The sequence below is a fragment of the Paenibacillus polymyxa M1 genome (genome assembly GCF_000237325.1).
GTDB classification, from domain to species: domain Bacteria; phylum Bacillota; class Bacilli; order Paenibacillales; family Paenibacillaceae; genus Paenibacillus; species Paenibacillus polymyxa_C.
This window is the reverse complement of sequence record NC_017542.1, coordinates 1,522,436-1,540,824: the sequence shown is the minus strand read 5'-3', so window position 1 is coordinate 1,540,824 and position 18,389 is coordinate 1,522,436. Positions and strand designations below refer to the sequence as shown.

16 protein-coding genes are annotated in these 18,389 nt (G+C 46.6%); 6 read left to right on the top strand and 10 right to left on the bottom strand.

Annotation, left to right across the window (positions count from 1 at the left end; all coding sequences use genetic code 11):
* The first annotated feature begins 67 nt into the window (after positions 1–67).
* From PPM_RS06715 to PPM_RS06705, 3 genes are all read left to right on the top strand, one after another.
* Positions 68–925: a hypothetical protein gene (locus tag PPM_RS06715; RefSeq protein WP_013370008.1), complete on the top strand. Its 858-nt coding sequence runs from the start codon at positions 68–70 to the stop codon at positions 923–925.
* A 109-nt stretch (positions 926–1,034) separates the two neighbouring features.
* Positions 1,035–1,790: a threonine/serine exporter family protein gene (locus PPM_RS06710; RefSeq protein ID WP_013370006.1), complete on the top strand. Its 756-nt coding sequence runs from the start codon at positions 1,035–1,037 to the stop codon at positions 1,788–1,790.
* A 20-nt stretch (positions 1,791–1,810) separates the two neighbouring features.
* Entirely contained in the window at positions 1,811–2,245 is a 435-nt protein-coding gene (locus PPM_RS06705) for a threonine/serine exporter family protein (protein WP_013370005.1), read from the top strand.
* A gap of 100 nt (positions 2,246–2,345) precedes the next feature.
* Here PPM_RS06705 and PPM_RS06700 read toward each other — a convergent pair whose 3' ends face one another.
* Positions 2,346–2,855, bottom strand: a complete 510-nt coding sequence (locus PPM_RS06700; RefSeq protein WP_013370004.1) for a GNAT family N-acetyltransferase — start codon at positions 2,853–2,855, stop codon at positions 2,346–2,348.
* A gap of 201 nt (positions 2,856–3,056) precedes the next feature.
* On the opposite strand from PPM_RS06700, the gene PPM_RS06695 reads away from it, so the two are divergent.
* Positions 3,057–3,794, top strand: coding sequence for an MBL fold metallo-hydrolase (locus PPM_RS06695; protein ID WP_013370003.1), 738 nt, complete (start codon positions 3,057–3,059; stop codon positions 3,792–3,794).
* A 63-nt stretch (positions 3,795–3,857) separates the two neighbouring features.
* Positions 3,858–4,946, top strand: coding sequence for a M24 family metallopeptidase (locus PPM_RS06690; RefSeq protein ID WP_013370002.1), 1,089 nt, complete (start codon positions 3,858–3,860; stop codon positions 4,944–4,946).
* A gap of 25 nt (positions 4,947–4,971) precedes the next feature.
* Here the strand turns inward: PPM_RS06690 and PPM_RS06685 are convergent, their stop codons facing one another.
* From PPM_RS06685 to PPM_RS06665, 5 genes are all read right to left on the bottom strand, one after another.
* On the bottom strand, positions 4,972–5,670 hold the full coding sequence (locus tag PPM_RS06685; RefSeq protein ID WP_013370001.1) for a queuosine precursor transporter: 699 nt from the start codon (positions 5,668–5,670) through the stop codon (positions 4,972–4,974).
* A 247-nt stretch (positions 5,671–5,917) separates the two neighbouring features.
* Positions 5,918–7,315 (bottom strand): L-cystine transporter, encoded by a 1,398-nt coding sequence (locus PPM_RS06680; protein WP_013370000.1) that lies wholly within the window; start codon positions 7,313–7,315, stop codon positions 5,918–5,920.
* A 244-nt stretch (positions 7,316–7,559) separates the two neighbouring features.
* Positions 7,560–9,461: a beta-glucoside-specific PTS transporter subunit IIABC gene (locus PPM_RS06675; RefSeq protein WP_013369999.1), complete on the bottom strand. Its 1,902-nt coding sequence runs from the start codon at positions 9,459–9,461 to the stop codon at positions 7,560–7,562.
* Between the two features lie 166 nt (positions 9,462–9,627).
* On the bottom strand, positions 9,628–10,461 hold the full coding sequence (gene licT / locus PPM_RS06670) for a BglG family transcription antiterminator LicT (RefSeq protein ID WP_013369998.1): 834 nt from the start codon (positions 10,459–10,461) through the stop codon (positions 9,628–9,630).
* Between the two features lie 211 nt (positions 10,462–10,672).
* A complete protein-coding gene (locus PPM_RS06665) occupies positions 10,673–11,905 on the bottom strand; it encodes a PTS transporter subunit EIIC (RefSeq protein ID WP_013369997.1) in 1,233 nt (410 codons plus the stop codon).
* A 503-nt stretch (positions 11,906–12,408) separates the two neighbouring features.
* Here PPM_RS06665 and PPM_RS06660 point away from each other — a divergent pair.
* The gene (locus PPM_RS06660) at positions 12,409–14,112 is read left to right on the top strand and encodes a methyl-accepting chemotaxis protein (RefSeq protein ID WP_013369996.1); all 1,704 of its coding nucleotides are present in this window, start codon (positions 12,409–12,411) and stop codon (positions 14,110–14,112) included.
* A gap of 99 nt (positions 14,113–14,211) precedes the next feature.
* Here PPM_RS06660 and PPM_RS06655 read toward each other — a convergent pair whose 3' ends face one another.
* The 4 genes from PPM_RS06655 to cobT are packed head-to-tail and all read right to left on the bottom strand — an operon-like array spanning position 14,212 to position 18,363.
* Positions 14,212–15,831, bottom strand: coding sequence for a cobyric acid synthase (locus PPM_RS06655; protein WP_043885903.1), 1,620 nt, complete (start codon positions 15,829–15,831; stop codon positions 14,212–14,214).
* 38 nt (positions 15,832–15,869) lie between these two features.
* Entirely contained in the window at positions 15,870–16,739 is an 870-nt protein-coding gene (gene cobS / locus PPM_RS06650; protein WP_013369994.1) for an adenosylcobinamide-GDP ribazoletransferase, read from the bottom strand.
* Positions 16,736–17,296 (bottom strand): bifunctional adenosylcobinamide kinase/adenosylcobinamide-phosphate guanylyltransferase, encoded by a 561-nt coding sequence (gene cobU / locus PPM_RS06645; RefSeq protein WP_013369993.1) that lies wholly within the window; start codon positions 17,294–17,296, stop codon positions 16,736–16,738. The genes cobS and cobU overlap by 4 nt, the downstream gene beginning before the upstream one ends.
* Positions 17,293–18,363 carry a nicotinate-nucleotide--dimethylbenzimidazole phosphoribosyltransferase gene (cobT, locus tag PPM_RS06640; RefSeq protein ID WP_013369992.1) on the bottom strand — a complete coding sequence of 357 codons (1,071 nt, stop codon included), beginning with the start codon at positions 18,361–18,363 and terminating at the stop codon, positions 17,293–17,295. Before cobT ends, cobU begins: the two co-directional genes overlap by 4 nt.
* Between the last annotated feature and the right edge of the window lie 26 nt (positions 18,364–18,389).

Genomic DNA, 18,389 nt, shown 5'->3' with positions numbered 1-18,389 from the left:
TGTAAAATCACGTACCTTTTAGGGATGAACGCTTTACAGATGTACTTGGATAAGGGAGGTATACACAATGGATTCCGGTTCTAACCTAGCCTACGGATCAGCCACACCTTTGATTGAGGCACTTATAGAGTTTGAACAGGAGCTTGAAGCGAACCGGCATTCTCTGAGTTTTGATTTGGGCTTGATTATGGAACAGGGCCGCGCTCCGCGATATATGGCTACACCGCCTGATGTTATTCCTTTTGCCCACGCTGGAGTGGACGGGATACATTATGGCTTTTTAACCGATTTTGGCCTTGAAAAGGACCTTTCACAGGCTCCGATTGTATGCGTTTCTCCCGTCGATTGGACGGGGGTATGGGTGGTTGCCCGCCATTTGCAGGATTTTCTAAGCGTTGTTTATACAGAAAACAGTTCATTAAAACGATACTATGCCAGTGGAGCTGACTATTCTGGACATGCCGGTCAGCGTCCTCTGCAAGCTGTGGATGAACGTACCGCATTTGTACGCGAATGCTTTCGGGAGCGCTTTGGCATTCTGCCGATTCAAGATATGGCCGCCTACATCGACAGCTTGCGAACAGAGCGTAAGCAAAATGAAGTTGCTCCTACACTGAATGGCTTGGGTATTCAGACATCTTCTTCTATGAAGCGTAGCTCTTCTATTGAGAGCGACTTCTTGAACGTAACGGAGCCGTTCCTCTGGGAACAACAAGGTGAAGCTGTACGTGAGTTATTCCGCAGCGGTTCGCATGAAGCCAGACTGGCCTTTATTCGAGATGCTCAGACACGGCATCTGTTCACCCATTCAGCCCTTCGTGCTTTTGTAACAGGGCAGCTTAAGTTGATGGGCTTGTCTGAGGCCGCAACATACCTAGAAGAGTCCTACTATACCGTTATTCCGGATACGATGGAATCTCGATAAACTCCATAGATTCCCCCAATTTAACCGCCTCTGAAAAGGCGGCTTTTTGTGCTACAATAAATGAAAACAACAGGGTCGAACGACCTGAGGCGCATGAAAGAGAGCGAGCATGAATAATCATTCCTATCCTACTCCTGAAATCATTGAGGTTTGTCTGCTAGCAGGCAAACTGATGATGCAAAATGGAGCCGAGACCTATCGTGTTGAAGACACGATGTCCCGCATTGCTTCGGCCTATGGCATATCCCAGTCCCATAGCTATGTAACACCCACTGGAATTTTTTTTGCTATTAATGATTCGGAACCTGCCAAGCTTATCCGGATCGTAGAGCGGACTACAGATTTGCACAAGGTGACCGAGGTGAATTCCATTTCACGTAAAATCAGCGCAGGCACTTTGTCACCCAGCGCAGCCGTAAAAGAGCTTTCGGAAATTGAACGTGGTCCCCTCCGCTATTCCAATCGTGTACAGCTGATCGCTGCAGCGTTGGCCAGCGGTTGCTTTATGATCATGTTTGGTGGAGTGTGGAGAGATTTCCCCGGAGCTGTGTTGTGCGGCGGTATCGGATTTGCAGCCTTACAATATTTTCACAGGCTCGTTAAGGTTAAGTTTTTCTCAGAATTTTCTGCATCTTTTCTAATCGGCTTGCTGGCGGCTCTGTTAGTGATCGTCGGCGGGGGGCAGATGATGGATAAAATTATCATTGGCTCCGTCATGCCATTGGTGCCGGGCTTGCTAATTACAAATGCCCTTCGAGATTTAATGTCCGGGCACCTTGTCTCAGGGCTTTCCAAAGGTGCAGATGCTTGCTTGACGTCTTTTGCCATTGGAGCTGGTGTTGCAGTTATCATTTCTTATATGTAATTTGGAGGAGATTCAAGCTTATGCTTGCACAATTATTCACAAGCTTTATTGCCACCGCTGCTTTCGGCATACTGTTCCATGCCCCCCGACGCTCGCTGCTGCAATGTGGTTTTGTCGGTATGCTGGGCTGGCTTGTCTATTATTCAACCACGGACAGCATGGGACCTGTGAGCGCCAGCCTTTTAGCCACGATCCTCATCGGCATCGTCAGTCAAGGTTTTGCTAGACTGTACAAAATGCCTGTGATTATTTTCAGCGTGGCAGGCATGATTCCCCTGGTGCCAGGAGGAATGGCTTATAATGCCATGCGCCAGTTCGTACAACAACATTATCCTCAGGCACTGGAGCTGGCCATGAGCACACTGATGATCGCAGGAGCGATAGCAGTCGGTTTGGTAATCTCTGAGGTGCTTAACCAAATCTTTCACAACATACGTTTTAAACCTCAGCGTTAAAAACGGAGAAATAACAAAGTAAAAAAAGGCTGCCTCTAAAATCGCTACACTGACAGTGTATGAGACGATGTTGGAGGCAGCCTTTTTCTGTAACTCAATATTAATCTACTCGCTTACCCAATATAGCCAGATCGCGCTCTATGCTGTCCAGCACGGCAACACGTGGATAATACCCCCACTGCTCAAAGCCAAACTTCCGCAGCAGCGCAATACTCGGTTCATTATGACCAAACACAAACCCTAACAATGTTGTAATTCCTAGTCTAGGACATTCATTTAGCAAGTGCTGTACCAGACGGCTTCCAGTGCCGGTTCCACGAGAATCCTCATGGACATAAATGCTAATTTCTGCTGTACCGTTATAAGCTGGTCGGCCATAAAAGGACTGAAGACTGGCCCATCCAGCAATTGTCCCCTTTTGTCTTAGTACCCACAAAGGGCGGTGGTTTTCCTCATGAGCCTCAAACCATGGAATACGGCTCTCTACTGTCACCGGCTCCAGATCTGCTGTGACCATTCGTCCTGCAATCGTAGAATTATATATATCCACAATATCGGGAAGATCCTCCCTGCATGCAATTTCAATGGAAAAAGATTGGTCGTTATTCATTATCGTAGCTGCCCCCCCTATTGTGGTGATTTATTTATTGTACAGGACAAGCGCCCGAACAGCCATATCGAGTTGTTTTGCGGATTAGTCCCAAAGGGTCTTATAATAGAGCTTGAAGATAAGCCAACACTACGTTAACCGATTTAACGACATGAGACGGGAGGTATGCTTCGGAGTTAAAAGAATCTGAAGCAGCTTAATATGAATATCGGAACTCAAATTTTGATTTTGGAAGTGTCTATGGGACCTTTTTTTGGTAATTCGATCATTCATCCTGTACTGCTCAAGGACGAGGATGGACTTACATTGATAGACTCGGGCATGCTCGGCCAATTGGAGCCTCTGCGCAAGGCTATTTCAGATGTGGGTGAGGATATAAGCCGTCTGAAAAGAATTATTATAACGCATCAGGATATTGACCATATCGGAAATGTTCAAGCACTGCTGGACTTGCTACCGAACACTGCCCTGCTGGCCCATAAGGATGACATTCCATATATGACAGGAGAACGACCATTTATAAAGCTGACGCCGGAACGCATCAATCTGATGGAGCCTGCACTCAAGCAACAAGCAGAGGATATGATTCGCCACCTGCCAGATTTGCGCTTTGCTCATATTCTTGAGGACGGTGAACATCTGCCTTATGGTGGAGGCATACAGATTATTCATACACCCGGTCACACGCCAGGACATATCAGCTTGTATGTGCCTGCACAGAAGCTGCTGTTGGCAGCAGATGAACTGCGTGTAGTCGAAGGTGAGCTGGTCGGTCCCGCTGAGTCAGCTACGCCGGATATGCCGTTGGCTCTAAAGAGCCTTGATAAGCTGACTGTATTGGATGTTGATAAGGTACTCTGCTACCATGGTGGTTACTACGATCACAACGTACAGGCACGTCTGCAAGCATTAAGTCAGTCAAGAGAGAAAACCATTTAAAGATATAAATTAGGGTGTAACAAGAGCTATAATGAATAAATGGACAGAAAGGAATGAGACTCTATGAATGAGAAAATTACCAGATTGTATGATGAACTGAAGTCACAAGCTTGGGATGGCCTGCTTGTGACCGATCCCAAACATATTTACTACCTGACGGGCTTTGCCAGTGATCCACATGAGCGGTTTCTAGGGCTCGTGCTGCTTCGTGACCAAGAACCAGAACTGATTGTACCAGCTCTGGATGCAGAAGCCGCTCAAGCTGCTTCTTCGGTGACGCGTATATCCACCCACACCGATACGGACAATCCATATGATCTGTTACGCCAACGCACAGGTACCGGAGTGAAAGCATTCGCACTAGAAAAGGAACACGTCTCCGTCCTCCGTTACGAACAACTACATACTGCCATTGGCGCTGCTCAATATGTGGACCTGGGTCCGGTGCTTCAAGAAATGCGCGTGAGAAAAACTCCTGAGGAAGTACAACGTTTGAAACATGCAGCTCGTTTGGTGGAAGATGCTCTTCGTCACGGCCTAACCCATGTTCGCGAAGGGGTGACAGAAGTCGAGCTGGTAGCCGAAATTGAATACCAAATGAAAAAACTCGGTGCAGATGGCCCATCCTTTGACACGACAGTGTTGTCTGGACTCAAAACGGCCTTGCCTCATGGTGTTCCGGGGACCCGTAAGCTGCAACACGGCGATCTACTCATGTTTGATATGGGCGTATATTGCGACGGTTATGCTTCGGATATTACACGCACTTTTGCCTTTGGCAAGCTGTCGACTGAGCTGGAAACGATATATAATACGGTTCTCCGTTCAAACGAAGCCGGAATTGCCGCCATTCGCCCGGGAGTTTCCTGCGCATCCGTAGACCAGGCAGCTCGAGCCGTTGTTGAAGCCGCTGGATATGGCCCTGCTTTTAACCATCGGGTTGGACATGGTCTTGGTATGAGTGTTCATGAATATCCATCTGTACACGGAGGCAATAACGATCTGCTTCATGAAGGCTTCGTGTTCACGATCGAACCCGGCATCTACGTTCCAGGTCTTGGGGGCGTGCGGATTGAAGATGACGTTCTGGTCACCTCTGAGGGTGTTGAAGTGCTGACCTCATTTCCGAAGGAACTGACCGTGCTGGGATAAAAAAAGAGGGGCAACCCCAAGCCAATCATGGCTTGAGGGTTTGCCCCTCCTCTTCTATCAAACAGAAATTGCGTGCGATGTACAAAATCGGTGTACCCGCCGCAGTCAGTACAAATTTTAAGATGTAAGTGGTGAACAGCAATTCGATCCATATCCCCCACGCATAGCCGTAAAAGGCAATACTACAGAAAATGAGGGTGTCTATAAACGAGCTGATCATCGTGCTGCCATTGCCGCGAATCCAGAGCTGATGACGCTCCGGGAAAAACTTGCGAATCCAGGCATATAGACGCACGTCTAGCAATTGACTGACCGCATAGGCTGTCAAGCTGGCAAGCGCAAGCCTTGGCAACAATCCGAAGAGCTGTTGCATCGGTGTCTGGGCAAAATCCGTTGCAGTAGGCTCAAATAACAGCACCATCTGCATCGTGATCGTCGTCATAATCAGAGTGAAAAAGCCAAACCACACAGCTTTTTGCGCCTCTTTAGGCCCATATTTTTCATTTAGTAAATCGCTGGCCATATACATAGAAACATACATTGTATTTCCCAATGTCGTGGTAATGCCGAGCAGATCAATGGTTTTGGTTACCTGAATGTTGGCCAATACAGTAGCAACGCCAATCCAGGCGTACAGCCCTTTTTTACCAAACAACCGATAACATAACAAAAAGAACATAAAATTGACGAGGACAAATGCTGCCCCCCATAACAGATTAAACATGAAATCCTCCTAGTTTTGATAGCGCGGGATGGTTGCGAACCGCGGTTCATCCGAACAAGCCGGAAAAACATTATTTTAATGTATCATAGATTAGGATTTGTGAACAGCTATAATTTACACGGTCATAAGCCCAATATAAAGAGCCGACCTTAAGGTCGGCTCTTTATATTGGGGTGCTCATTGCACGTATACTTATGCTATAAATGCGATATGAGACTGCAGTGTACACCATTCGTCTATCTTTTACTTAAGAGTGTGCCGCTACATCCAGATCCGTGCCATGGTTGTTGAACACGTCTTGATCGTTCTCCTTAAGTACTTTACCTGAGATAAGACCTGCGGTAATAGAATCATTAACATTTAACGCAGTGCGTCCCATATCAATCAACGGTTCAACCGAAATGAGCAATCCTGCCAAGGCCACGGGAAGGTTCAGGGTAGAAAGCACGATCAGGGAAGCGAAAGTAGCACCCCCGCCTACACCTGCCACACCAAACGAGCTGACCGTAACAACCAGAATAAGCGTGAGGATAAAATCCCAGCTTGTAGGATCTATGCCCACCGTTGGAGCAATCATGACCGCCAGCATGGCCGGATAAATACCCGCACAGCCGTTTTGCCCAATGGTTGCTCCCAGGGTCGCGGACAGATTCGCGATGCCGTCGGAAACACCAAGCTTTTTCGTTTGTGTTTCAACATTTAATGGAATAGTCGCTGCACTGGAACGAGACGTAAAAGCAAAAACCAGTGTAGGCAATACCTTTTTCACATATGTCACTGGATTATAGCCGAACAAGGCCAGCAAAATAAGATGAATAACAAACATGACTAATAAAGCCACATAAGAAGCGAGTACAAACTTGATCAGCTTCAAGATTTCATCCGGATTTGTCGTAGCTACAACTTTCGTGATCAGTGCTAAAATACCGTAAGGCGTCAATCTTAGCACCAGCGTTACAATCCGCATCACTACAGCGTACACTGCGTCGATCACTTTGCGGAAGGTTTGCGCCTGCTCTGGTTTTTTACGATCCAATCCGAGTACTGCCACCCCGATAAAGGCTGAGAAAATAACCACCGCCAACGTCGATGTACGGCGTGCCCCTGTCATATCTTCAAAAGGATTCGAAGGAATAAATTCCAGCACCTGCTGCGGAATAGTCATATCCTGGACTGTTCCCAGTCGTTCTTCCATCTTCAGGCCTTGCGCTTGCTCCTTTTCACCACTTTGAATCTCGATTGCTTTTAGATCAAAAGACAGGCTGGTTACAATACTTACAGAAGCAGCAATCGCCGTTGTAATCAGTAGTACTGCAATAATGGACACGCTTATTTTGCCAAGGTTCTGTCTTCCCTTTAGATTCATAATAGCCGAAATAATCGACACCATGATCAGTGGAATAACAACCATTTGCAGCAAACGGACATAACCATTACCTGCAAGGTTGAACCAATCGACCGATTTGGTAATGACCTCTGAGCCGGCCCCATAAGCGTACTGAAGAATAGCCCCGTAGATCAGTCCGAAGCCGAGTCCGGTAAATACTCTTTTTGTAAAAGAGATGCGCTTTTTCTGCATCCAGACCAATACGCCGAGCAGTGCAAGCAGCACGATGACATTCAAAATAATAAAGAAGGTATCCATATATCATTTCCTCCAAACTTAAACGTAAGATGTTTTATAAAAAAGCGACCCTTCAATCCGAAGATTACTATATCACAAAGCCAACTATTTTTGTAGGTTTTATTGAAATAAAAATAATAAAGATGCTTCAGCTTTAGACTTTATGTAAACGCCAAACAGCAAGCCTTCTTAAAATGAAGGCTTGCTGTTTGTTATTCTGAACACAACGATTTGTATTCAGCTTATGCATAGATTTTTTCAACGGTTAGACGATCACTGTGTATAGCAGTTCTTGTTCCTTAACCACTTTATGCTGATTTCCAGCGGGCTCCAACTCGCTAAACTGGTCTACATTCGTAACAATAACAGGCGTAATCGTTTCGTAACCAGCCTTGCGGATTTCCACCAGGTCAAACTCCAGTATAAGATCGCCTACCTTCACGCGATCTCCTGCTTTAAGATGAGGCGTAAAATGAAGTCCTTTTAGTTTAACAGTGTCCATCCCTACGTGAATGAGCATTTCAAGTCCTGAATCACTCACCAAGCCTACAGCATGTCCGCTTTTGGAAATAGAGAACACTGTGCCGTCAACTGGGGAAACAACCCGACCTTCGGAGGGTTCAATAGCCCATCCTCTACCCATAATTTCTTGAGAAAATGCAGGATCATTAACTTCACTGAGCGGTTTAACTTCACCCATAATTGGGCTGAAAACCGGGATTGTCTCACCTTTCGGAAGTGAGCTCACCGCAGATTGTGCTACTCCCTTAGTAGAAATGCCACCGGTAGCATTTGCTACTTGTGGTGCCTCTTCGTTCTTTTCATCTGTAAAACCGATCACATAGGTAACAATCGTAGCAACCACAAATGCAATAATGAGACCAAGAATTGCATACAAGAAAGTCGGTCCAATAAACATAGCCAGACCAGGTAAACCAACGAGTCCCCCAACGACGTACGCTTTTGTGCCAAACAAACTCATGAAGCCCCCGCCGACAGCTCCGCCGATCAACGCTGCCGTAAACGGTTTTTTAAACCGCATATTAACCCCATACATTGCAGGCTCGGTTACACCCATAATAGCTGTCAAGCTCGTGGAGAAGGCCACTGTTTTGACTTTGGCATTTTTGGATTTCAAGAATACGCCGAGTGTAGCACCAGCCTGAGCCAAGTTAGCTGCTCCCATAATTGGAATCATGTAGTCATAACCCAGCGTTGCAATCGATCCGATCATAATCGGAACCAACGCGTAGTGCATACCAGTCATAATGATCAGGGAGAAGGTACCGCCGAGCAGCAGACCTGCAAGTGCACCTGTATTTTCAAACAACCAAGAGATACCACCAGACAGGCCGTTACCAATAATAGAGCCGAGCGGCCCTACAGCAACCAAAGTCAAAGGTACAATAATCAATAAAGTCAGTGTTGGGACAACAAGCAACTTCAATGATGCATGAGTATACTTATCAATGAATTTTTCAACATAGGACGCCAGCCAGATCGCGATAACAATTGGAATAACGGTCGAAGAATACGTGGCCGCTGTCACCGGAAGGCCAATAAAGCTAACTTTCACATTCGAAGCCAGTAATGCTGTAATGTCTGGATGTAAAATAGAAGCACCAATCGCCGCACCAATAAACATATTACTGCCGAGTTTTCTAGCAGCACTGACAGCCAGAATAATAGGCAGGAAGTAGAACGCACCATCACCTATTGCCGCTAAAATCGTATAGGTTTGACTCTTGTCAGACATCCAGTGCATAGCTACCAATAGGGCAATGATCCCTTTGATCATACCTGCACCGGTGATCGCCGGCAAAATAGGTGTAAACATACCCGCAATAAAGTCGAACAGTTGGCTGATCGGGTTTTGTTTTTTCTTGGATGCAGTGCTTGCGCCTGTTTCACTTTGCGGTGCCTTGGACATGTTGCTCACCAACGATTTATATACATTAGCTACATCATTACCGATAATCACCTGAAACTGGCCGCCACTCTCCATGACTCCCATGACACCATCCGTTTTTTGCAACTGCTCTTTTTGAGCTTTCTTATCATTATGAAGATTGAAACGCAAGCGCGTCATACAGTGAATGACCTGCTCTACATTTTCTTCTCCACCAACCAATGTAAGTATCTCTTTGGATAATTGATTTCGATCCATGAGGTGTTCCTCTTTTCTTTTTAAGGTATAAAGTGTGAAAATTAGGAATAAAAAAAACCTGAATACAGAAAGCAGACAGCTTTATAAAAGCCAATCTTCTTTCAGCATTCAGGTTTTGCCTTCTGGTTTAGAAGTAGCAATCCTAAATCCCTGATCATCTATAAAATCATTGATTTTTAATGATGCGTTCGATATGAATGGTGAGATACAGCATCTCATCCTGGGACAAGCTTCGACCATAGATCTTAGTCGTATAATCTCTTATTTTTTCCGCACAAGCATAAGCGTCCTTATATTGTACCTTAACCATATCATGAAGGGAATTATCTGTATTTTGTACAGGAGTTCCATTCATAACCCGTTGGGCAAAAAATTTGAGATGTGTAATAAAGCGGTAATAGCTTAACGACTCTTCATCCAGCTCCATTACAAAAAAGCGGCTTACAATGTTTATAATATCCTTGACGATATTAGTCAGGGTTATCGTTTCACGCATTTCACTGTTAAGCTGTGCATTCACCAAATGTAAGGCAATAAACGCCCCTTCATCATCTGGAAGTGTAACCCCCAGCTTGTCCTGAATCATGTGTAATGCTTTGGTTCCAATCGCGAATTCTTTGCGGTACATTCGTTTGATTTCCCAGTAAAGTGCATTCTTGATGTCCATACCCAAACGATAACGCTCTATGGCAAAATGGATATGATCTGTCAGCGAAATATAGATGCTGTCATGCAACTCTACACCAAGTATCGTTTTGGCATATTGGATGATTTCATCAGAAATTTCAACATACTCAATAGGGATATCAGACATCAGGGTCATCAATTTACGGGAAACCTCGGTACTTTCAAGCTTGAAAATTTTCTCGATTTTCCCCTCTTCAATCTCATCGCCTGTGTTTTTTTTAAAAGCAATTCCTCTTCCCATAATGACTAATTCTTTCTGCTGTTCATCAATGACCGTTACGACGTTATTATTCAGCACCTTTGCTATCTTCATTCCATCACCTTAAGCCGCTTGGAGTAGTAAAAAAAAGGCAACACCAAAACTGACACAAAGTGCCTGTTTATGGTTTTGCCCGATATGCTCAGTAACAATCCATGATTGTGCAGTTTTGAATAACTGTCATCATAGTATCATATAAACAACTGAGCTGACAAGATTTTTTTGTAAACACTTTCATGATGTAATTATGTGCTGTCGCTGCATCTTAATTGTTAGAGCTCTTTTCCACATTTAAATCGGAGGAAGCACTGATGCGGGATGCGGATGCAATTTTTGATCGCTCCTCTTTCTCGTCCACAAAGCCCATAAAATACGTAATTACGCCAGCCGTAACGAACGAAATCAGCATGCTCAAAATGGCGTAAACAAATGTAGCGTCGGAAAACAGTGGTAAGCTAAGCAAGCCAGATAAGGCTGCAAAAGCAGTCAATTTCACTTCAAACAGACACATACACGCCCCGCCAACAGCTCCGCCGATCAGTCCCGCGATAAGCGGTTTTTTGAAGCGCACATTAACGCCGTATAATGCCGGTTCAATGATTCCAAACATAGCCAATATGCCTGTGGAAGCAGCTAGTGTTTTGACTTTGGCATTTTTGGATTTAACACATACACCGAAGGCCGCGCCTGCCTGAGCCATAACTGCTGCCGCAACAACAGGAGTAATAGAATCATAGCCCTTCGTAGCCATGGATTCTATTATGTTCATCGACATCATATATTGCATACCCGCAAAATGGAGCACAGGTATCGTCCCGCCAAACAGCAGACCCGCAAATACTTCCGCATCGTCAAACAGTGAAGCAAGACCATCTGACAAGTTATGAGCCAGGGTCGTCCACAGCGGACCAAAAACAAACAGTAATAAAGGCACAATAATGATAAGCGTCAATGTCGGAACGACCAATAGTTGAATAGAATAGCGGTCGAACCTACTCAATCCCTTTTCAATCTTTGATGCAAGCCAGACAACAATAAGGATCAGTATAAAAGAAGCAACATACTGTGGCTCCACCACGGGTAAATCGTCTGAGTTCATTTTTATGCTGGATTGCAGCAGTTCTATAATGCCAGGATGAAATGAGCAGGCCGCAATTGCCGCCGCAATAAATAAATTGCTACCAAGCTTTCTTGCCGCATTTACCGCTATCATAACGGGCAAAAAATAATATACGACCCCACCAATGTACCCTAAAACAGTGGAAACTTGAGTATCAGAAAATAAATCTAAGAACAATAAAACAGGCGCAATCACCTGAATGATTCCTCCACCAATTAGCAATGGCAAGCACGGAGTGAATACATCTGAGATAAAATCAAACAGGCGGCTGAACGGATTCCCTCCTCTATTCGCTTTATCTTTGTCTCTAGTCGGTTCCTGTTTATCTTCTCCTTCTACCTCCGAGTTTATTTCCTTTGAAAGTAATTCACGATCCATAACTGCCTTTACCCCTTTTATATTATATGTATATTGAAGGCCACATTCGAACGTATTAAAGCTAGCTTAGAAGAAGCTTGTAAAAAGTAGCATTCCTTATACTACTTATATTCCTTCTTTTTTACAATAGTTATAAAAGCACAGGTAAAGCCTTTTAATTTCTTACTCCTGATAATTTACATCAAACTTACATCTAAACACCTAAGACCATAGTTATATATTTTTTGTTTGTTTTTGGGCAAATATGACTATTCAACCGTCTGTTAATTATGTAAAATAGGTCTAACCTACTTTTTAGTAAATCATGGATTACTTCCCTTTCTCATTCTTGTCCCTTGAATACAGCTGAAATATACATAGAATCCGAACATTTTCAGTCTTTTCTTCAAGCAAAGAAAGGAAACAAGTAGATCATGGCTGTCTAGTATCTCATTGGACAAGCGGCCTACATCAAGCAGGGCAATCCGTCTGTTTTATTACCATCATGTGAGAGGAGAATTTTCATGAAGCTTTTTAATCGTTCCCTAGGCGCAAAATTGCGGATTATGTTTTTGCTGATTCAACTCTTTGCGTCCCTTCTGTTCAGCATTAGTTTTTATGCAGTTTCTATGAGTATCATTAATAGCAGTGTCATGCCTCAAGTAGACCAATTGCTAGAAACTGGAGCTAAAAATGTGTACCAGGATCTCAATATCTCCTTAGCTGTTCAGGCTGGGCAAGGAAGTGGTTCTGATTCGGGCTCTGCTATGCAGATGGAAGCTTATCTTCAGGACAAGGTCGACACCCTCAAATTAGAATCAGCATATATTGCGGTGCTGAAGGATGATGGTAAGGCCGAAGTTGTCGCACGAAACGTAAAATCAGCATATAAGGTCAAGGATACTCTCGTTCCTGTCGAGGATATTAAAGAAGCAAAACAAGGCGAGATGAATATCAGTGGCATTTACAGCGACTCGCACGGAGTACACAAAACCGCCTTCTTTGCCATATCAGGCAGTAATCTGATTCTTGGCGTGAACGAAGATGTTGGATTTGTACAGGAAAAATCCCAACAAATTCTATGGATTTGCATAGGTATTACACTGACAACACTTATACTGGGCGGAGTTATTTCTACCCTTGTCATACGTAAAGTTGTACAGCCCATTGCCGAATTGGTTCGTCATAGCGAAAAAATTGCCCAAGGTGATCTTTCACAAGACACGAAGGTTCATGGAGTTAATGAAATCGCTCAACTTGCCCGCAGCTTCCAATCTATGTCTCATAACTTGAAAGAAATGATTGGCCACGTGCTTACTACATCAGGTGCAGTTGTTAAAGGGTCGGACGAGCTGCTTCGTCGGACTGAGGCTATGAGTGTAAAAGTGCAGGACTCTACAGCTGCCGCTGAAGAAGTAGCCAAGGGCAGCAACAGCATCGCTTCTGCTGCTGCTGAAAATGCGCAGGCTATGGAGGAGATTGCTCAAGGTGTTCAGCATATCGCCTCCTCTGCCAATGATGTATCTGATCAAATCAGTGAAGCGACGAAAGAAACGGTTAACGGTAATACGCTTGCTCAAAAAGCTGTAGCTCAAATGTCACAGGTAGGACATGCTGCTGATGAGTCGCTTCGATACATACATAGTATGAATGAACGCTCAGAAGCTATTGGTAGCATCGTTTCTGCAATTTTCGATATTACAAAACAGATTCAAATGTTGTCCCTGAATGCCTCCATTGAGGCTGCCCGTGCGGGCGAGCATGGACGGGGCTTCGCTGTAGTTGCCGGGGAAGTTCGCAAGCTCGCAGAGCAATCCAAAGAAGCAACACAGGAAATTTCGGACTACTTGGTTACCATTCAGGAAGTATCGCAGCAATCTGTGGACTCTGTGACCCAGGTTAGCCGTGAGATTCACTCGGGAACAGAAATGGTTCAGCAGGCGAGTTTCGCTTTTAACCAGCTAAGTGAGCTCATGCAAAAGATCAACGCTACGATTCAAACCGTATCCGCAGCAACAGAGCAAGTATCCGCCAGCTCGGAGGAAGTATCTGCTTCCGTGGAAGAAACAGCTCTCATTGCTGCCAATGCACAGCATATGATTCAGGAAATCGGTTTAAATGCCGATGAGCAACTGAATGAAATGGAAAGCCAAAGTGAGGTTGTTCGTCAATTAAGCCAACAAGCAACTGAGCTGCAAAAGGCGGTCCAAAAATTTAAAATTAAGTAAGCTGAGCTGCTAAAAGAGGTATCTCTCAGTCACAAAAATGACTGTAGAGATACCTCTTTATTTTTTTAAAGCGATTTAAAGGATCTTCCATGAAGAAGTTTATGAATCCATCCCCAGAATGCGATAAACTTGCTCCATATCTAAATGAGCGCGTACCACCTCTGCGACACGGTCAAACTCTTGTTCCTTGGCTTCACGTACAGTAAAAGTGCTATCTAAAGCTGCCAAGCCCTTGGCTTGTCGTAATCCATCCAACCAGGACCGGCGAAAACGGTCATTATCAAACACACCATGCAAGTAGGTTCCCCATACCTTACCGTCAGTCGTGCCCCAACCTTCCTCAAAGGCGGCCCCTTCCCCACGCTGAATCTGGAATAATGTTTTCATATTCGTTGAGTCTGGAGTCCTGTCTATAGATACATGTGGTTCCGTGACATACTCCGTAACACCCATATGTATTTCATAACCTTCAATGATTGGCTTGACGGCAGAACCTGAATCAGGTGCAGCGCTTAGCAAAAGCGGGCAATGATTAGACAGGGTTCCTTGAACACGCACGGTTTGCTTTTCCTTTAAGAAGGTCGTGGATAGAGCTAGCCATCCTAATCCATCTGCCTGCTGCGGCAACCCAGATTCGACGGCATCGGGGTCAAATAGCGCTGTGCCCAGCATCTGATAGCCCCCACAAATACCAACCAGTTGCGTGCGTCCCGTCTTCATAGCCTCTCGAATGTCTTCCTCCAGCCCTCTTTCACGCAATTCCAGCAGGTCTCCGATGGTGTCTTTGGTTCCCGGTAAGATAATAGCGTCCGGTACGCCCAATTGTCCGGCCTCTGTGACATAACGTACGCTCACGTCAGGCTCTACAGCCAGAGCATCCGTGTCCGTAAAATTGGAAATACGCGGATATCGTATCACCGCAATATCTAATTCTTTATCTTTTGCTGACCGCTTAGGCTTCTTGTCCAGTACGACCGAGTCCTCTGCTTCAATACGAATGTCCGGTAAATAGGGCAATACACCGAGTACAGGAATACCTGTCCGTTCTTCCAACCAGTCTAATCCCGGTTGAAGCAGGGACAAATCGCCTCTGAATTTGTTAATGATAAATCCACGGATACGCTGTACTTCATGGGGTTCTAGCAATTCGATAGTCCCTACCAGAGAGGCAAAGACACCGCCCCGGTCGATATCCGAAACCAGCAGTACTGGAGCATCCGCCCAGCCTGCAAGGTTCATATTTACAATATCGCGGTCCTTTAAATTAATCTCTGCTGGGCTGCCCGCCCCTTCCATAAGCACAATATCATAGGTATCACGCAGCCGATTCAGCGCATCCATAACGGTATGCTTGGCTTGTGGCAAAAAATCCTTTCGGTAATCAGAGGCGCTCATATAGGCATAAGGTACACCGTGTACAACAATTTGTGAGTGCATGTCCTTGACTGGCTTAATCAGAATTGGATTCATATCGGTCGTCGCCTCAATACCACAGGCTTCTGCCTGCACACCCTGAGCACGTCCAATTTCCTTGCCGTCCTCAGTAACATAAGAGTTTAACGCCATATTTTGTGACTTAAACGGTGCGGGACGATAGCCGTCCTGCAGAAAGATCCGGCACAGCGCAGTCGTTACTACGCTTTTGCCCACATCCGACGCTGTTCCTTGAAGCATCAATATAGCTGCCGGGTTCGTGCGGGACGGTTCGAAAGTTGACAATTGCCTCTTCCCCTTTAACGAATTCATTTCAAATTGGGTCACAACCCGTACAAAATGACAATAAACAGCAACAAAACCGTCTCCAGCAATTCGTTCAAAGCTCCGTATATATCCCCCGTAAGTCCCCCAAGGCGAGGGTTAATACGGTTTGCAACAAAGGTTCCAGCTCCGTAGGCCAAAAGCGGAAGCAATGCAAATCCTAGCCAGATTGGAAAAGACCCAGAATTCGAAAGATGCATCTGTAAGTATGCCCCTGCTAACGATAGGCCCCCTGCTTCCTCTGTTACTGTAGCTAAACCTGCAAATATATATTGCCCTACAGCAGCGCATAGCGTCACTAATACTGCCCAGAATACGGCCAGTCCGACACGTTTACCATTCATATCAGCAAAACGCGCCGCCAGCCCATCATCGTTACGGGCTTTAGGCCAGCGCCTCATCGCATGTACCATAAACCAACGGCTCCAAACCATCGGAAGTATCAGCAAGCCGGACGCATTTCGCTCAACCAGCACGGTATACAACAAAGAAGCCTTGAGCATGAGTAGCAGTACACAAGCAATAACACCCATTGCTCCTACACGGCTATCCTTCATAATTTCCAGCATCCGTTCACGGGACCTGTAGCTAAACAAGGCATCAGCCGCATCCATCCACCCGTCCAGATGCAGTCCGCCCGTCAACCACACCCAGACAGCAAGGGTAAGAATCGCACATGGCACTGGTGGCAGAACCATAGCCGTAAGCGCCGCAAAGCTCCAAACGATAATGGCAATAACCAATCCAACCAGCGGATAATAACTTGTACTGCGTTTCAGCAACTCCGGGGAAAAATCCAGCTCCGCCTTGACCGGTAGACGGGATAAAAATTGAAAAGCCGCAGCAACAGCCTGACGTTCACTGCTCATAGCTTATATTCCAACTGTTTAAGTTCTACGGGGATACCCGCCGTTACTAAAAAAACTTCATCACAAAGACGGGCAATCCGCTGATTCATAACTCCGCTCAAATCCCGGTACAGCCTTCCAAGCGGATACTCTGGTACAATACCGTCACCGACCTCATTGGTTACGATGACGAGCGATCCCGGATACTGCTCCACAGCTGCCGCCAGTTCATCCATGGCGGCTCTGGCGGCAGTTTCACCGTCCTCGCCTGCGGCCAGCAGTACGTTCGACAGCCACAGGGTCAGGCAGTCGACCAGCACCATAGGCGCAGGCTGCGACGCTTGAGCACCGCCAAGCTTTCGCAGCAGCTCCGGCAGCGCCTGCGCTTCCTCCAGCGTCTGCCAGTCATACCCGGCAGAATCGCGCTGGAGCCGATGAAGGGCGATGCGCTCCTTCATCTCCACATCATAGGCTTGGGCCGTTGCAATGTAGCAGGCGCGCGGCGCGCGCGCCATGCATAATCGCTCGGCAAAGCCGCTTTTTCCGCTGCGTGCCCCGCCGGTCACGAGCGCCTTCATCGCTGCGCGGCTCCCTGACCGTCCGATACGCCTGCATCGGCAAAGGTCGCCATTTCGCGCATAATGCGGCACGCCGCATCAATCAGGTGCAAGCTCAGCGCACCGCCCGTGCCCTCCCCGAGCCGCATGTCCAGATGGAGCATGGGCTCCAGCTTGAGCTGGCGAAGCACCGCCGCGTGTCCGCGCTCGTCCGAGGCGTGCGAAGCAAGCATGTACGCCGCGCTTGCAGGCGCAATTGCGCGTGCAGCGAGAGCAGCCGCGCCGGAAATAAAGCCGTCCAGCACCACTGGACAGCGATGTGCGGCTGCGCCGAGGATGACGCCTGCCAGGGCGGCAATCTCCAGACCGCCGACCTTGGTCAGCACGTCAAGCGCGTCATTGGCATCCGGCTGATTCACCTCCAATGCGCGGCAGACAACGGCTATTTTACGGGTAAGTCCCGCCGAATCTACACCTGTCCCCCGGCCTACGATAACTTCCGGCTCAAGCCCGGTGAGCGCACACACGACCGCAGCGCTGGCTGTCGTATTCCCGATGCCCAGCTCTCCGGTAACGAATAGCCGTGTGCCACCTTTAACCGCTTCTGCTACAGCTTCAGCTCCGGCCAAAACTGCTTGTTCCGCTTCCGTACGCAGCATGGCTGGCCCTTTAGCCATATTCGAAGTGCCCATGCGCACCTTACGATTCACCAAACTCGGGTGAGAGACATCCGCATTCACGCCAACATCTACTACCTGGACATCAGCGCCCGCATGACGTGCCAGCACATTAATTGCTGCGCCGCCTGACAGCATGTTATACAGCATTTGCTGCGTAACCTCAGCTGGAAAGGCGCTAACTCCCTCTTCACACACACCATGATCCGCAGCCATGACCATCACCGTTTTACGATCAAATTCAGGCTTATCCACGCCAGTAATTCCTGCTAACTGGATGGCCAAACTCTCCAGCTTTCCAAGACTTCCAGGTGGCTTCGTTAATTGGTCCAAATGTGCTGAAGCTGCCGAAGCCGCCACTCCATCCGGCTGGGCAATGCTATCGATCAGCTGACGCAGCTTGTCGTTCATATCTTCCACTCCCTGCTCTTTTTTTA

Bases quoted from the DNA above. Each gene is read 5' to 3' on its own strand.
- PPM_RS06715 (WP_013370008.1), top strand. From the start codon at position 68: ATGGATTCCGGTTCTAACCTAGCCTACGGATCAGCCACACCTTTGATT.
- PPM_RS06710 (WP_013370006.1), top strand. From the start codon at position 1,035: ATGAATAATCATTCCTATCCTACTCCTGAAATCATTGAGGTTTGTCTG.
- PPM_RS06705 (WP_013370005.1), top strand. From the start codon at position 1,811: ATGCTTGCACAATTATTCACAAGCTTTATTGCCACCGCTGCTTTCGGC.
- PPM_RS06700 (WP_013370004.1), bottom strand. From the start codon at position 2,855: ATGAATAACGACCAATCTTTTTCCATTGAAATTGCATGCAGGGAGGAT.
- PPM_RS06695 (WP_013370003.1), top strand. From the start codon at position 3,057: ATGAATATCGGAACTCAAATTTTGATTTTGGAAGTGTCTATGGGACCT.
- PPM_RS06690 (WP_013370002.1), top strand. From the start codon at position 3,858: ATGAATGAGAAAATTACCAGATTGTATGATGAACTGAAGTCACAAGCT.
- PPM_RS06685 (WP_013370001.1), bottom strand. From the start codon at position 5,670: ATGTTTAATCTGTTATGGGGGGCAGCATTTGTCCTCGTCAATTTTATG.
- PPM_RS06680 (WP_013370000.1), bottom strand. From the start codon at position 7,315: ATGGATACCTTCTTTATTATTTTGAATGTCATCGTGCTGCTTGCACTG.
- PPM_RS06675 (WP_013369999.1), bottom strand. From the start codon at position 9,461: ATGGATCGAAATCAATTATCCAAAGAGATACTTACATTGGTTGGTGGA.
- licT (WP_013369998.1), bottom strand. From the start codon at position 10,461: ATGAAGATAGCAAAGGTGCTGAATAATAACGTCGTAACGGTCATTGAT.
- PPM_RS06665 (WP_013369997.1), bottom strand. From the start codon at position 11,905: ATGGATCGTGAATTACTTTCAAAGGAAATAAACTCGGAGGTAGAAGGA.
- PPM_RS06660 (WP_013369996.1), top strand. From the start codon at position 12,409: ATGAAGCTTTTTAATCGTTCCCTAGGCGCAAAATTGCGGATTATGTTT.
- cobS (WP_013369994.1), bottom strand. From the start codon at position 16,739: ATGAGCAGTGAACGTCAGGCTGTTGCTGCGGCTTTTCAATTTTTATCC.
- cobU (WP_013369993.1), bottom strand. From the start codon at position 17,296: ATGAAGGCGCTCGTGACCGGCGGGGCACGCAGCGGAAAAAGCGGCTTT.
- cobT (WP_013369992.1), bottom strand. From the start codon at position 18,363: ATGAACGACAAGCTGCGTCAGCTGATCGATAGCATTGCCCAGCCGGAT.